This is a genomic window from Marinobacter sp. OP 3.4, assembly GCF_036224885.1.
Lineage (GTDB): Bacteria > Pseudomonadota > Gammaproteobacteria > Pseudomonadales > Oleiphilaceae > Marinobacter.
In genome coordinates, this window is record NZ_JAVVLT010000112.1 from 19,097 (window position 1) to 32,340 (window position 13,244).

14 protein-coding genes are annotated in these 13,244 nt (G+C 68.9%); 8 read left to right on the forward strand and 6 right to left on the reverse strand.

Going from position 1 to position 13,244, the window contains the following annotated elements:
* Positions 1-9 precede the first annotated feature (9 nt).
* Both RO069_RS18960 and RO069_RS18965 read left to right on the forward strand, forming a co-directional pair.
* A complete protein-coding gene (locus RO069_RS18960; RefSeq protein WP_328189626.1) occupies positions 10-615 on the forward strand; it encodes a DUF4202 domain-containing protein in 606 nt (201 codons plus the stop codon).
* 129 nt (positions 616-744) lie between these two features.
* Positions 745-1,035: a DUF2218 domain-containing protein gene (locus RO069_RS18965; protein WP_328189627.1), complete on the forward strand. Its 291-nt coding sequence runs from the start codon at positions 745-747 to the stop codon at positions 1,033-1,035.
* Here the strand turns inward: RO069_RS18965 and RO069_RS18970 are convergent.
* From RO069_RS18970 to RO069_RS18985, 4 genes are all read right to left on the reverse strand, one after another.
* Positions 1,011-2,426, reverse strand: coding sequence for an MATE family efflux transporter (locus RO069_RS18970; RefSeq protein ID WP_328189628.1), 1,416 nt, complete (start codon positions 2,424-2,426; stop codon positions 1,011-1,013). The genes RO069_RS18965 and RO069_RS18970 overlap by 25 nt on opposite strands.
* A gap of 11 nt (positions 2,427-2,437) precedes the next feature.
* Positions 2,438-3,250, reverse strand: coding sequence for an indole-3-glycerol phosphate synthase TrpC (gene trpC / locus RO069_RS18975; protein WP_328189629.1), 813 nt, complete (start codon positions 3,248-3,250; stop codon positions 2,438-2,440).
* Positions 3,251-3,262: 12 nt separating this feature from the next.
* A complete protein-coding gene (gene trpD / locus RO069_RS18980) occupies positions 3,263-4,294 on the reverse strand; it encodes an anthranilate phosphoribosyltransferase (RefSeq protein ID WP_328189630.1) in 1,032 nt (343 codons plus the stop codon).
* Positions 4,295-4,754: 460 nt separating this feature from the next.
* A complete protein-coding gene (locus RO069_RS18985; protein ID WP_328189631.1) occupies positions 4,755-5,726 on the reverse strand; it encodes an NAD-dependent epimerase/dehydratase family protein in 972 nt (323 codons plus the stop codon).
* Here RO069_RS18985 and RO069_RS18990 point away from each other — a divergent pair.
* From RO069_RS18990 to RO069_RS19015, 6 genes are read left to right on the forward strand one after another with little or no spacing between them, the layout of a single operon-like run.
* A complete protein-coding gene (locus tag RO069_RS18990) occupies positions 5,694-6,158 on the forward strand; it encodes a TraR/DksA family transcriptional regulator (protein WP_328189632.1) in 465 nt (154 codons plus the stop codon). The two genes, RO069_RS18985 and RO069_RS18990, sit on opposite strands and share 33 nt — an antisense overlap.
* 59 nt (positions 6,159-6,217) lie before the next feature.
* On the forward strand, positions 6,218-6,955 hold the full coding sequence (locus tag RO069_RS18995; RefSeq protein WP_328189633.1) for a DUF2510 domain-containing protein: 738 nt from the start codon (positions 6,218-6,220) through the stop codon (positions 6,953-6,955).
* Entirely contained in the window at positions 6,952-7,749 is a 798-nt protein-coding gene (locus tag RO069_RS19000) for a sulfite exporter TauE/SafE family protein (protein ID WP_328189634.1), read from the forward strand. The genes RO069_RS18995 and RO069_RS19000 overlap by 4 nt, the downstream gene beginning before the upstream one ends.
* A 15-nt stretch (positions 7,750-7,764) precedes the next feature.
* The gene (locus tag RO069_RS19005; protein ID WP_328189635.1) at positions 7,765-8,208 is read left to right on the forward strand and encodes a MaoC family dehydratase N-terminal domain-containing protein; all 444 of its coding nucleotides are present in this window, start codon (positions 7,765-7,767) and stop codon (positions 8,206-8,208) included.
* On the forward strand, positions 8,205-8,660 hold the full coding sequence (locus RO069_RS19010) for a MaoC/PaaZ C-terminal domain-containing protein (protein ID WP_328189636.1): 456 nt from the start codon (positions 8,205-8,207) through the stop codon (positions 8,658-8,660). Before RO069_RS19005 ends, RO069_RS19010 begins: the two co-directional genes overlap by 4 nt.
* Positions 8,657-9,793: a UDP-N-acetylmuramate dehydrogenase gene (locus tag RO069_RS19015; RefSeq protein ID WP_328189637.1), complete on the forward strand. Its 1,137-nt coding sequence runs from the start codon at positions 8,657-8,659 to the stop codon at positions 9,791-9,793. Before RO069_RS19010 ends, RO069_RS19015 begins: the two co-directional genes overlap by 4 nt.
* 713 nt (positions 9,794-10,506) lie before the next feature.
* Here RO069_RS19015 and RO069_RS19020 read toward each other — a convergent pair.
* Both RO069_RS19020 and RO069_RS19025 read right to left on the reverse strand, forming a co-directional pair.
* Positions 10,507-11,895, reverse strand: coding sequence for a dihydrolipoyl dehydrogenase family protein (locus RO069_RS19020; RefSeq protein ID WP_248242100.1), 1,389 nt, complete (start codon positions 11,893-11,895; stop codon positions 10,507-10,509).
* A gap of 63 nt (positions 11,896-11,958) precedes the next feature.
* Positions 11,959-13,244: pyridoxal phosphate-dependent aminotransferase (locus tag RO069_RS19025; protein ID WP_328189638.1), on the reverse strand; the 1,286-nt coding region annotated here is incomplete at its 5' end.

A 13,244-nucleotide genomic window follows, 5' to 3' on the forward strand; every position in this document is an offset into this window, starting at 1 on the left:
GAGAGCACCATGAGCAACGGGCAACAACTCGGATGTGCACTGGACGCCATTGACGCGGCCAACCGCCAGGACCCCAATGTGGAGGTGGTGGACGGCCAGTCGCTGCCCCGTGAGTACGCCTACAGCCTGCACATGACCCGCTGGCTGCTGGCCCTGGAGGCAGAGCCCTCCGACCGCATGCAGATCGCCTGCCGGGCCCAGCACATCGAACGCTGGACCCGGCCTCGGGCGGACTACCCCGAGGGCCGCAAGGGCTACTACCAGTGGCGCCAGGATTGCGGCAGATTCCATGGTGAGCGTGCCGCGCAGATCATGGCGGACTGTGGTTTCCCGGAACAGGAATGCCAGCGGGTGGCCACCATCCTCACCAAGCGGGAACTGCGCCAGGACCCGGACACCCAGTTGCTGGAGGACGTGGCCTGCATGGTGTTCCTGGAACGCTACTTTGCGGATTTCTACGAAGAGAAGACCGACTACGACAAGGACAAGTGGCTGCGCATCGTGCGCCGCACCTGGGCCAAGATGACCCCCCGGGGCCACGAGGCCGCGCTGCAGCTGGCCGGCAGCATGCCCGCCCACCTCCAGGCCCTGTTGCAGGAAGCCCTGTCGGAATAGGCTCGGCCCGGCTGGTCACTGACACCCATCGGGGTTTTCCCTGACGGGACCTCCCTTGTCTCTCCATAGTCCGGGGGAATATGATTATCATTCTCATTTTTGCTCCCCGATCCGACAGGAGGGTCTTCCATGCCAGCCATGAACGCTTCCGTTACCACCACCGACCCAGGCCGACTGATCAACCGTCTGTGCAAGCACTTCCAGCATAAGGTGGATGCCCAGTGGACGGCCGAAGCCGGTGAACTTCGTTTCGTGATTGGTGACTGTCACCTGAAAGCCGCTGACGGCGCCCTGCTGATGACCTGTGAAGCGGAGAACCAGGAGAAGCTGGAGCAGGTGGGAGAAGTCGTCTCCTCCCACCTGGTGCGCTTCGCCGGCGGCGAGGTGGATTCCGTTCAGTGGCAGCCGTCCGCCGCCTGAGCGGGAGCCGCCACGCCTGCCTGACCGGGTGATGGAATCAGCCGATGGGGCCGGGCCTGGAGGAACAGCGCCAGGGCCAGCCCGAAGGTCAGCCATTCCGCCAGGGGCAGGGCCACCAGCAGCGGCCACTCCGGCGCCAGGGTGGCAATCAGCACCAGCAGCAGCCCGGGTAGCACCAGGCTGCGGGACAGGGCCACCATCGCCGAGGGTAGTGGCCGATGCATCGCCGTCAGGTACACGGACAGCAGCACGTTCACGCCGTTGATCAGGAACAGCGGCCAGAGGATGCCCAGGAACCGGTCTGCCAGCATGGCGGTGGTGGAGTCGGCCGAGGTGTCCAGGAAGGCCCGTACCAGCATGCTGCCCTGCAGCCAGACACCCAGCACCAGTACCACGCCCAGCCCCAGGATCACCGTCAGCGCACAGCCCATGAACCGGCGGATCCGCTCCGGGTTGCCGGCCCCCAGGTTGTGGCTGAGCAGCACGTGCATGGCGTCGGAAATGCCGTAGAACACCATCAGGCTCAGGAAGATCAGGTAGTTGACCACGGTAAACGCGGCCACGCCATCCACCCCCTGTTCGCGCATCAGCAGCCAGTTGATCAGCAGCATCACCAGCCCCACGGACACCTCGTTGATCCACTCGGAGACGCCATTGGCCAGGGCCCTGAATACTTCGCTCCAGTGGGTCTGACGCAGGCCAAAGACCAGGCGACGCCCGGGCCTGGTCAGGTAGAGCAGCTGCACGCTGAGCTGCAGCACCTGCGCCATGCCGGTGGCCAGCGCTGCTCCCTGAAGGCCCTGGTCCAGGTAACCCACCAGCACCGCATCCAGCACGATGTTGGTGCCGGCCCCGACAATCAGCGCCGTGGTCGCCAGTATCGGGAAACCGTCCACCCGTATGAAGTAGTAGAACACCATGGTCACCAGCTGCATCACCATCACCCCGGCGATCACCTGGAAGTACTCCGCCATCAGGGGGAACAGCGAGGGAGAGGCCCCCAGCAGCCGGTACAGGGGTTCCTGGAACAACAGGCTGGTGACGGTGATCACCAGGGAGATGACGAGGGTGGCCATCAGGCACTTGCTGTAGATGGCCGAGGCGGCCGGGATGTTGCCTTGGCCCAGGTAACGACCCGCCCGCACGGTGCCGCCAATGGCCATGGCCAGGGCGATGCCAAACAGGAAGGTGAACCAGGGGATCAGCAGGGTAATGGCCGCCAGGGCGTCGGCACCGACGTAGTTGCCAATAAAGAAGCCGTCGACGATAACGGCGGTGGTGATCGCCAGCAACCCCGCCACCGAGGGCAGGGCGTAACGGAAGAAGACCGGCCAGAGGGGGCCGGTCAGTATCGGATCGTCTGGTGCGCTGGCTGCGTCGGCGGCGTCCATTCCAGCCGCCACTAACCGAAGAATTCCCGCAGTTTCTCGCCGGGCTCCTCCGCCCGCATAAAGGACTCGCCCACCAGGAAGCCGTAGATGCCCCGGTCGGTCATGGCCGCCACGTCATCCCGGGTCAGAATGCCGCTTTCGGTGATGGTCAGTCGGTCCTCCGGGATGCGCTCGTGCAGATCAAAGGTGGTGTCCAGCGATACCTCGAAGGTGTGCAGGTTGCGGTTGTTGATCCCCACCAGCGGTGTGGTCAGGGTCAGGGCGTCGTCCATTTCCTCGCCGTCGTGCACTTCCACCAGTACATCCAGGCCGATCTCATGGGCGATACCTTCCAGCTCCTGCATCTGGTCCCGGGTCAGGCAGGCGGCGATCAGCAGGATGCAGTCGGCGCCAATGGCCCGGCTTTCGTAGACCTGGTAGGGCGCCACCATGAAGTCCTTGCGGATCACCGGCAGGCTACAGGCGTTCCTCGCCTCCTTGAGGTAATCCTCATGACCCTGGAAAAAATCCTGGTCAGTGAGCACTGACAGGCACGCTGCACCGCCCTGCTCATAGCTGTCGGCAATGGCGCCCGGGTGGAAGGGATCCCGCAGCACGCCCTTGCTGGGGGAAGCCTTCTTGATCTCGGCAATCACCGCCGGCTTTTGTGCCCCGATTCGATCGGCCATGGCCCGGGCAAAACCCCGGGCAGGTGGCTGATCGCCGGCCATGGCCTTCAGGTCGGCCTCGGTGGTGCGACGTCTGCGCTGGTCGATCTCTTCCCACTTGCGGTCCACGATCTTGCGGAGGATCGTGGGGGTGCGGTCATTGTGTCGGTCGGTCATTGTTACGGTTGCTCAGTCAAAACAGTGGGAGAAATCGGCCAGTTCGGACATCTTGCCGGCAGCCAGGCCGCTACCCATGGCGTCCAGAGCCATTTCCACACCCATTTGCGGTGTTGTCGCAAGCCCGGCCACGTATATGGCGGCGCCAGCGTTGAGGGCAATCAGGTCCCGGGCCTTTTCGGCCATCTCGTCGTGGCCCCGGCCGAAGGCGGCACGGATCAGGTTGAGGGAATCCTCGGAGGTGTCCACGCTCAGCCCCATCAGCGACTGGCTCTTGATGCCCAGGTCCTCGGGGGTAATCTCGTATTCGGTGATCTTGCCGTCCTTTAGTTCTGCCACGTGGGTGGAACTGGCCAGGCTAATTTCGTCCAGGCCATCCTTGGAGCACACCACCATGATATGTTCGCTGCCCAGCTTGTGGAGCACTTCCGCCATGGGGCGGCACAGGGCGGGGGTGAACACGCCCAGCAACTGGCGTTTGACGCCGGCGGGGTTGGTCATGGGGCCCAGGATATTGAAAATGGTGCGGCAGCCCAGTTCTTTCCTCGGGCCAATGGCGTGCTTCATGGCGCCGTGGTGGGCCGGGGCGAACATGAAGCCGACGCCGATCTGTTCGACGCAGCGGGCGACATGTTCGGGTGTCAGGTCGAGGTTGACGCCGGCCTTTTCCAGCAGGTCGGCGCTGCCGCTCTTGGAGGACACGGCCCGGTTGCCGTGTTTGGCCACGAAGCCGCCGGCGGCGGCCACCACGAAGGCGGACGCGGACGAGACGTTGAACAGGTTGGCGCCGTCGCCGCCGGTGCCGACGATGTCCACCAGTGGGTCGGCGTTGATGGTGACGTTGGTGGCCAGTTCCCGCATGACTTCGGTGGCGCCGGTAATCTCTTCGATGGTTTCGCTCTTGATGCGCAGGCCCATCAGGAAGGCGCCGATCTGGGCATCGGTGGCCTCACCGCCCATGACGATGCGCATGACCTCTTTCATTTCTTCCCGGCTCAGGTCCAGGTTGGAGGCGATTCGGTTCAGGGCTTCTTTCATGTCCATGGTGTGGTGGGCCTCTCTTAATTCATTCTTTGACTTTGCATTCGGGTTTGGGTGCCTGGCCGGTAGGTGCCGGGGGCCTTTTCTCCGCCGCAATTCACGGTCCATCCATGGACCGGCCTTGCTCCGCGCCATCCATGGCGCTGCTGCGAAAAGACCCCCGGCACCTACCGTCCGACGGGCAATCGTGGTAACTCAGTTTTCATCGACAATTGAGGTCAGGGCTTTCGTGACTGAAGTGCTTGTTAGCGGATCGCACAGAGGACGGGGTGGGGGATTATTTTTCCGGACCGTCGGCAGCCAGGGAAGGCTGCCGTCGAGCCCTACATGGACGTACTTGCGCCCGGGGTCACCCGGGCGCCGGGACTATGACAGTCGGATCCGTCCGCAGTTTTCGGCATGCGGGCCACGTTATCGGTCCTCGCTTCGAAACCGCCGTGTGCCGGTGCCCCACGGCGGCTCCTCAGCGCACGAGCGGCCCCGCGACATCCATCCTGTCGTTCTCGATCAGCCACCTCACCGACTCGAGGATCGCCTCGTCGGGTTCGTAGCGGGGGCGGTAGCCGAGCACGTCGCGGGCCTTGTCGATGCTGAGGTAGTGGTTGCGGTGCAGGTGCCCCCAGCTCGCATTCGCGAATCGCGCGGTCGTCTCGGCGCGGAACTGCTCCCAGGTGATGCATTCCAGAGAGAGAGGCTTTCCGAACCAGGATGCCGCGGCCGCCGCGTATCCGCGCACGGTCAACGCCGACGGGGCGACGGCGTGGAAGTCCTCGCCCGCGGCCGCGTCGCGGCGCGCGAGGGCGAGCTCGAACACCTGCGCGACGTCGTCGGCGTGGACATGGTGCATCAGCGCGCCGTCGCTCCCCGGAACCCGCAGCGTGCGACCCGCCGACAGGTCGGACCATACGCGGGGATCGCCGTTGCCGAGCGGCCCCACCGGCGTCCAGCCCGGACCGACGATGTGGCCGGGATCCACGGTCGTGGTGACAAGGCCCCCGGCGGCGGTCTCCGCGGCGAGCATCTCGGCGATCTCGGCCTTGAGGATGCCGTACTCGTCAAAGGGCGGCGTGCCCTGGCCCTCGCGGATGGGGACGCGGTCGCTCGGACCGTACCGCCAGAGGGTCCCGCAGTGGACGAGGTGGCCCACCCGTCCGCGCAGCGCTTCGACGAGGGAGCGGGCGGAATCGGGGGTGAAGGCGAGGAGGTCGACCACGGCGTCGGGGGTGTGGGCGAGCACGATGTCGCCGAACGTGCCGTCTCGATCGGCGGCCTCGCGGTCGGCGACGACCTGTCGCACCGCGGACCACTCCGGGGCGGGAACGTACGGCGGCGTGGCGCCGCGGCTCAGCGAGACGACCTCGTGGCCGGCGCGGACGAGCCGCGGGATGAGGAAGGTGCCGATGTGACCGGTTCCGCCGATGACGACGACGCGCACGGTGTCCGCCTCTCCGTGCGGGCGGGCGCCGACGCACCCTCCGAGCCTAGGGTGCCGATGTCGGACCCGGTCGGTAGCGTGCGCCCTATGGATTCGCCTCTCGACGCCCTCCGCGCCGCGCGCGATCATGCGCGGCGGCGCCTCGCCGAGGTCGAGGTGCAGCTGGCGCAGCTGCGCGACGCGCGCGGCGCCGAATCGGCCGACGACGAGCACGACCCGGAAGGGGGCACCCTGTCGGCGGAGTGGTCGCGCATCGAGGGCGTTCGCGTCGGTGTGCTGGCCGAGATGGCGGGGATCGACGCCGCGTTCGATCGTGTGGCGGCCGGCACGTTCGGCATCTGCGAGACGTGCGGGGAGGTCATCCCCGAGGGGCGGCTGGAGGTGCGCCCCACCGCCACCCGATGCGTTCGGTGCGCCGAGCGGCGGCAGTAGGCTGAGGGCGGCGGACGCCCGGTCCCTCGCACGACCGGGACATGACGAAACGAGCGAGCATGAGCACGAACCCTCCCGGGTGGTACGACTACGGCCCAGGCACCAGACGGTGGTGGGACGGTGCGAAGTGGACCGAGCACGTGCAGTCGACCGAGGACGGGACCGACGCGCCCCCGGCGGGTCCTGCGGAGGCCGGCGACTCCTCGGGTTACGCCGGCGCCGGTGCCCCGCCCTCCGCGCCCGGTTTCGCCGGCGCGCCCGGGTACGCACCTGCCGGCGGGGCTTTCACCGCGGCCACCGAGCCGAAGAAGTCCAAGCTCTGGATCCTCTGGGTGGTGCTGGGTGTGGTGCTCCTCGGCATCGTCATCGCCGCCGCGGTGCTCATCCCGATCCTCATCGGCGTCTTCTCCTCGGGGGGTGGCGTGGACGAGGCCGACCAGCAGGCGGCGGTCAGCGCGGTCGAGCTCTACGACGAGGCGTGGCGTGAGGGGGACTGCGACAAGTACTTCGAGGCGACATCCGAGGCGTTCCGGACGGGGAACCAGATCGCCGACTGCCCGACCTTCGAGGAACAGTCCGCCGGCTTCGCATCCTCCGTGGAGAACTACCAGATCGATGTCCTCGGGGTGAGTGCTGAGGAACGGACCATCTACGTCGACACGACCGAGACCTACGACACCCTCTTCCTCGACGGCGAGCCGCTGGATACTCCGCAGCCGATCGAGGAGTCGTGGCAGTACACCGTGATCGAGGTGGACGGCGCCTGGGTGGTCGACAACGCCTTCATCGTCGAATGACAGAGGCTCCCACCGCGCGCGGCGCGCGCTTCGTCTTCACGTGCCTCGGGGTCGGCTTCATCGCGGGCCTGATGTCGGGACTGTTCGGCGTCGGCGGCGGCACCGTCGTCGTCCCGCTCCTCGTGCTGGTGCTCGGTTACGGGCAGCGCCTGGCTGCCGGGACCTCGCTCGCCGCGATCGTGCCGACCGCCACGGTCGGGGTCATCGCGTACGCGATCAACGACTCCGTCGCGTGGATCCCCGCGCTGATCCTCGCGGCGGGCGCCGTGGTGGGCGCGCAGATCGGCACCTGGCTCCTTCCGCGAACACCGGTGACGGTACTGCGCTGGGGCTTCGTGGGGTTCCTCGTGATCGTGATCGTCTCGCTTTTCCTCGTGATCCCCTCGCGCGACGCGGGGCTTCCGCTCACCGTCGTGACGGTGCTCGGTCTCATAGCGCTCGGTGTCGTCACCGGCATCCTCGCGGGCCTTCTCGGCGTCGGGGGCGGAGTGATCGTCGTGCCGGTTCTGCTCCTTCTCTTCGGCACGAGCGACCTCCTCGCCAAGGGGACCTCGCTGCTGATGATGATCCCGACGGCGATCTCGGGCACCGTGGGCAACCTGATCCGCAAGAACGTCGACCTGCCTGCGGCGGCCATCATCGGCGTCGCGGCGTGCGTGACCGCCCCGGTCGGGACGTGGCTCGCCACCCTCGTCGACCCGCAGCTGGGCAACATCCTGTTCGCGGCGTTCCTCGTGATCATCGCGGTGCAGATGGCCGTGCGCGCCATTCGGGGGCGTCGGGCTGCTCGGTAGGATGAAGCGGTGCCAGTGAACCCCGATCTCGTCGGCCGCGCCTTCCCCCCGACACCCCCGTATCTCGTGGGGCGGGAGAAGGTCCGCGAATTCGCTCGAGCGGTCTTCTCCGACGACCCCCAGCACCTCGACCCCGAGGCGGCGCGGGCCCTCGGATACGGTGACGTCGTCGCACCCCCGACCTTCCCGATCGTGCTGCAGGACGTCACCCTGCAGCAGCTGCTCGCCGAGCCCGACAGCGGCATCGAGCTCTCGCGGGTGCTGCATGCCGAGCAGCGCTTCCGCTACTCGCGCCCGATCGTCGCCGGTGACGAGCTGACCGCACAGCTCACCGTGACGGGCATCCGCACCCTCGGGGGCAATGCCATGGTGACCAGTGAGGCCGAGATGGTCGACGCCGCCGGCGCGCACGTCGTCACCGCGACATCCGTCCTTCTCGTGGGGGAGGGCGACGCGTGAGCCCCGACGTCGGCGGCCCCGTCACGGTGGGCGACATCGTGGCCGAACGCACGGTCCACCTCACCCGCGAATCCCTGGTGCGCTACGCCGGCGCGTCGGGGGACTTCAACCCCATCCATTACCGAGACGACGTCGCCGCCGAGGTCGGGCTCCCCGGCGTGCTCGCCCACGGGATGCTGACCATGGGTCTCGCCGTCGGGACGATCACGCCCTGGCTCGGCGACGCCGGTCGCATCCTCGATTACGGCGTGCGTTTCACCCGCCCGGTCGTCGTGGACCCCGCCGACGGCGCCGACCTGCACATCGTCGCCCGGATCGGTCAGGTCGCCGACGACGCCGTGCGTGTCGACCTCACCGTGACCGCCGCGGACACCACCGTGCTGGGGAAGGCCCAGGTGCGCGTGCGTCCTGCGGATCAGCCCGCTGACTCCACGGGCGACGGAGCTCGATGACCGAGGTTGCCCCCGTCGCGCTGTCGAGCCTCACGACCCTTCGCGCCGGCGGGGTTCCCGAGCGCATGGTCGAGGTGCGCACCGCGGACGAGCTGGTGTCTGCGCTCCGCGAGGTGTGGGCGGCGGATGACCCGTGGTTCGTGCTGGGAGGCGGGTCGAACCTGCTCGTGGGCGACGAGCCCTTCCCCGGAACGGTCGTGCGCGTCCTCACCGAGGGCATCGAGCCGCTGCCCGCTGCGCGTGAGGGATTCGTGCGGCTGCGGGTGCAGGCCGGACACGACTGGGACGCGTTCGTGGCCTACACCGTCGAGAACGGCCTCGCGGGCGTGGAGGCGATGTCGGGCATTCCCGGCACGGTGGGCGCCGCGCCCGTGCAGAACATCGGCGCGTACGGACAGGAGATCGTGCAGACCCTCGTCGAGGTCGAACTCGTCGACGAGGCCACGGGCGACGTGTCGACCGTGCCGGCGGCGGAGCTGGGCCTCGGTTTCCGCACCTCGGTGCTCAAGCACCACTACGGCTCCGAGCCCGAGCGAAGGGCGGTCATCCTCTCGGTCACCGTCGAGCTCGCCGTGATCGGAGATGCCCCCCGACGAATTCACGGCGAACAGCTGCGGAACGCGCTCGCGCTGCAGAGCGGAGACGCGGTCACCCTGGCGTTCGTGCGCGACGAGGTGCGCAGGATCCGGGCGCGGAAGGGGATGGTGCTCGATGACGCCGACCCCGACACGTGGAGCGCGGGTTCCTTCTTCCAGAACGCCGTCGTGTCGGCATCCTTCGCCCGCACACTGCCTGCGGAGTGTCCCCGCTGGCCGGTGGAGCCCGACTTCGATCCGGTGGTCGTCGTTCCGCTGACGAGCTTCGACGGCAGCGTGCCGCCGCTGTCCACCGCGGAGTCCGACGTGAAGGTCAGCGCCGGGTGGCTCATCGAGCAGTCGGGCATCCGCAAGGGGTTCAAGCTGCCGCGCTCGCGGGCGGCCGTGTCGACCAAGCACGCCCTCGCCCTGACCAACCGCGGAGGGGCGACCGCGGAAGAGATCGCGGAGCTCGCGCGGTTCATCCAGGGGCGCGTGCACGCCGAGTTCGGCCTGCTGCTGCAGCCCGAGCCCGTGCTCATCGGAGTGGACCTGTAGGTTCGCGTCCCGCCCGCGCTTCGTCGTCGCGCGTCGGGTCGTCGTGCGCCGGGTCGTCGCGCGCCGGGTTTCGTGCGCCGGGTTGTCGCGTGCCGGGTCGTCGCGTGCCGTCGCTCGCTCGTTCACTCCTGGCCCGCCGTCGCTCGGCGGAGAGGTCCGTCACTCTCGTTCATTCGTCGCCGATGTACGCCGACGGCCCTTCCGGGCGTACATCTGCGACGAACGAGGCGCGTAGCGAGCCGAGGCACCGCGGCCGGCGCGGGTCACCACCCGTTGGTTCGTCGCAGATGTACATCGCGAACCCCTTCGGGCGTACATCTGCGACGAACGAAACGCTGTTGCGGGTGGAGTGCCCGGTGTGGGGTGTCGTGGCGAGCCGGCGCCTGCGGTCTTGCCGTCCCGCGTGCCCGCCGCCCTGCCATCCCGCGCGCCTGCGGCCTCGCCGTCTCGTGTGCCCGCGGCGCCCCTTCTCCTCACACCGTGCGGCGCCGGCGCGGGTCTCGCCGTTCGTTCGTCGTAGATGTACGCCGAAGGCCCCTCCGGGCGTACATCTGCGACGAGCGAAGGTCTGTGGGGGCGCCGCGCACGGGGCGCGGGGCGCGAAGCGCCGGGGCACGGGGCGCGAGGCGCCGAGGGCGCCGGGGGCGCGCAAGGGGGACCGGGTCGCGAAGCCGGCGGGAGAGCGGATGCCGCGCAGCGGCGCGCAGCGAGGATCAGCCGCGCAGGAGCTGACGCGCGGCCAGCCCGATGATGGCGCTGTAGGTGGGGTAGGCGAACTTCACGCCGGCGAGCGTCGCGACGTCGATGCCCGCCGCCATGGCGGTCGTCACCGACTGGATCACCTCGACGGCGTTCTCGCCGACGGCGTGCGCGCCGAGGATGAGCTCGCGGCGGTTGTCGGCGATGAGCTTGAGGAACCCCACTGCGCGATCGTCGATGACGGCCCGCTCGAGGTCGGAGTACCGCGCGACGGCGACGATGCAACGCTCATCGCGTTCGCGTGCCTGATCCTCGGTGAGACCGACGCCGGCGTAGTCGGGATCGGTGAAGCCGCCGGCGGGCAGGAGATGGTGCGGCGTGCGGCGGTTTACGCCGAGCACCGCGTTCTCGGCCGCCGCTTCACCCTCGAACTGCGCGGCCTGGACCAGCATGTCCCGCCCGGTCGCGTCACCCACGACAAGGATGTGCGGGACCTCCGAGCGGAAGTACGCATCGACCGGGATCGCCGACCGCTCGATGGCGATTCCCGCCTGCTCCAGGCCGAGGTCGTCGACGTCGGCGGGCCACCCGGTGGCCATCACCACGACATCGAAGCTGTCCGCCACCGGCCGGTCGTCCTCGCGCCACCGCAGCGTCATCCCGTCGGCGCCCTCCTCCAGGGCGTCGACTCCCGTGATGCCGGTGCGCACCGTCATCCCGTGCCCTTCGAACGATTCGGCGATGGCGGCCGACACGTCCGCGTCGGAGGCCATCAGGAGGCGGGGTGCGACGTCGAGCACGCTCACGTGCGCGCCGAAGGACTCGAACACCGTCGCCAGCTGCGCGCCGGTGTTGCCGGCGCCGATGATGGCCACGCGCCCCGGCAGCGACGGCAGCTCCAGCACGTGCTCGGGCACGGTCGCCAGTTCCGCGCCGGGGATGGGAAGGCGGCGGGAGTGCCCGCCGACGGCGACGATGATCGACGCGGCGTGCACGCGCCTGCCGGAATCGAGGACCAGGGTGTGCGGGTCGGCGAAACGCGCCCGTCCCTCCTGCACCAGATCGATCCCCGCGTCGGAGAACCGGCCGGCCTCGTTCTTGACCGCTCGGACGCGGTCGACCCGCTCTCGCACGCGAGCGACGGTCGCGGCCCAGTCCAGGGCTTCGGGATGCGTCACCACGCCGTACTCGCGGGCGGCGCCCACCTCGCGCATCAGCCGGGCGGCTTTCGCGAGCACCCGGGTGGGGACGCAGCCGGTGTTGACGCAGGTGCCCCCGAGCCGGTCGGAGGCTTCGAGCACGGCGACCTTCGCGCCGAGCTCCGCGGCACGCAGGGCCGCCGCCGTGCCGGCAGGCCCCGCTCCGATGACGGCGAGATCGTAGGAGTCGGTGTGGCTGGTCACGCTGTCAGTGTCGCACCCGATGACCGCCCTTGGGCCACATCGACGTCGGCCGGGACCGGCTGATCAGGCCCCGAAGAGCCGCTGCAGGCGCTGGACGCCCTCGAGGAGGGCGTCGTCGCCGAGCGCGTACGAGAGGCGGAGATACCCGCTCGGGCCGAACGCCTCACCGGGGACCACCGCGACCTCGGCCTTCTCGAGGATGAGATCGGCGAGCTCCAGGCTGGTGGTCGGCGTCGCACCGCCCCACTCGCGGCCGAGCAGCCCCTGCACGTCGGGGTAGACGTAGAAGGCGCCGAGCGGGTTGGGAACGGTGACGCCGGGGATCTTCGCCAGTTCGGTCACGATCACGCGGCGGCGGCGGTTGAAGGCGCTCCGCATCTTCTCGGCTTCGACCTGGGGTCCGGTGAGCGCGGCGAGCGCGGCGCGCTGAGCGACGTTGTTGACGTTGCTCGACAGGTGCGACTGCAGATTCGCGGCGAGCTTGATCGCATCGGTCGGGCCGATCATCCAGCCCACCCGCCATCCGGTCATGGCGTAGGTCTTGGCGACGCCGTTGACGAGGATGGCCTGGCCCGCGATATCCGGCACCGCCTCGACGATCGAGGTGGCCCGCGCGCCGTCGTAGACCAGGTTCTGGTAGATCTCGTCGGAGATCACCCAGATGCCGTGCTCGAGGGCCCATTCGCCGATCGCGCGGGTCTCTTCGGCGGAGTAGACGGCGCCGGTGGGGTTGGAGGGCGAGACGAAGACGAGCACCGTCGTCCGCTCGGTGCGGGCCGCCTCGAGCTGCTCGACGGTGACCTTGTACTCCTGGTCGGCGCCGGCGAAGACCTCGACCGGCACGCCGTCGGCGAGGCGGATCGCCTCGGGGTAGGTCGTCCAGTAGGGCGCGGGGAGGAGAACCTCGTCGCCGGGGTTCACCACAGCCTGGAACGCCTGGTACACCGCCTGCTTGCCGCCGTTGGTGACGATGATCTGCGACGGCTCGACATCCCACCCGGAGTCGCGGAGGGTCTTGGCGGCGATCGCCTCGCGCAGCACCGGCAGGCCCGCGGCGGGGGTGTAGCGGTAGTTCGCGGGGTCGCTCAGGGCCTCGGCGGCGGCGTCGACGATGAACGAGGGCGTGGCGAAGTCGGGCTCGCCTGCGGCATACGAGATCACCGGGCGCCCGGCGGCCTGCAGCGCCTTGGCCTTCGCATCGACCTTGAGGGTCGCTGATTCGGCGATCGCGGACAGTTTGCGGGAGAGAGGAGCGCGGGAGGTCACGGGGTCAGCGTAGTCGCCCGGGCGTGTCCGCCGGGAGCCGCGTGCCGCCTCCTGCGGGGCGGGGTTCGACAGCGGTGCGGGCC

Coding starts and splice junctions, on each gene's coding strand:
- RO069_RS18960 (WP_328189626.1), top strand. CDS start 10: ATGAGCAACGGGCAACAACTCGGATGTGCACTGGACGCCATTGACGCG.
- RO069_RS18965 (WP_328189627.1), top strand. CDS start 745: ATGCCAGCCATGAACGCTTCCGTTACCACCACCGACCCAGGCCGACTG.
- RO069_RS18970 (WP_328189628.1), bottom strand. CDS start 2,426: ATGGACGCCGCCGACGCAGCCAGCGCACCAGACGATCCGATACTGACC.
- trpC (WP_328189629.1), bottom strand. CDS start 3,250: ATGACCGACCGACACAATGACCGCACCCCCACGATCCTCCGCAAGATC.
- trpD (WP_328189630.1), bottom strand. CDS start 4,294: ATGGACATGAAAGAAGCCCTGAACCGAATCGCCTCCAACCTGGACCTG.
- RO069_RS18995 (WP_328189633.1), top strand. CDS start 6,218: ATGAGCACGAACCCTCCCGGGTGGTACGACTACGGCCCAGGCACCAGA.
- RO069_RS19000 (WP_328189634.1), top strand. CDS start 6,952: ATGACAGAGGCTCCCACCGCGCGCGGCGCGCGCTTCGTCTTCACGTGC.
- RO069_RS19015 (WP_328189637.1), top strand. CDS start 8,657: ATGACCGAGGTTGCCCCCGTCGCGCTGTCGAGCCTCACGACCCTTCGC.